Annotated in this window: 1 protein-coding gene; it reads left to right on the top strand. The window is 60.3% G+C overall.

Annotation, left to right across the window (positions count from 1 at the left end; genetic code table 11):
* A partial coding sequence (locus tag Q664_RS59675) for a hypothetical protein (RefSeq protein WP_043411227.1) occupies positions 1 to 468 on the top strand: 468 nt, incomplete at its 5' end.
* Positions 469 to 471 lie beyond the last annotated feature (3 nt).

Below are 471 nucleotides of genomic sequence, written 5' to 3'. Positions count from 1 at the left end.
AAGGAGGCAATCGACCTGGGCATCGTGATTGCCACGGACGGCGAAGACGAAGATGCGGTCGAGGACGCCATCAGTGGCGCGTTCGGCATCGCAAAAGATGCCGTCCAAGCGGCGATTGCCCAGCAGCAGGTGAACGTCCTGGACCTTGGGAAGGCGCTGTCCGAGAACTTCAACAAAGCCTGCCGGGACATCGGCATGGATCCCAAGGTCGTGAATCAGCTCGCCCAGGAGATGGGCTTCGCTCCGGGGACGTACGGCCTCATCAGCGCCAGCGAGTACCAGGCGAAGATCTACCAGGACAATGACGACATCAACGGTGGGCATGGCTGGGTCGTCACTCGTGCGGCCGACGGAGAGAAGGTGTCGCACTACGCCAATCATGCCTTCATCAACAACGGCCACCTGATCTACATGTACCATCCGAACTACGTGAACGGGTTCTGGGTCACGGACTGCCCCGCGTACTAAGGC

The sequence above is a fragment of the Archangium violaceum Cb vi76 genome (genome assembly GCF_000733295.1).
In the GTDB taxonomy this organism is placed as follows: Bacteria; Myxococcota; Myxococcia; order Myxococcales; family Myxococcaceae; genus Archangium; species Archangium violaceum.
The sequence above is the reverse complement of the archived record's forward strand: the minus strand, read 5'-3'. Positions and strand labels throughout refer to the sequence as shown.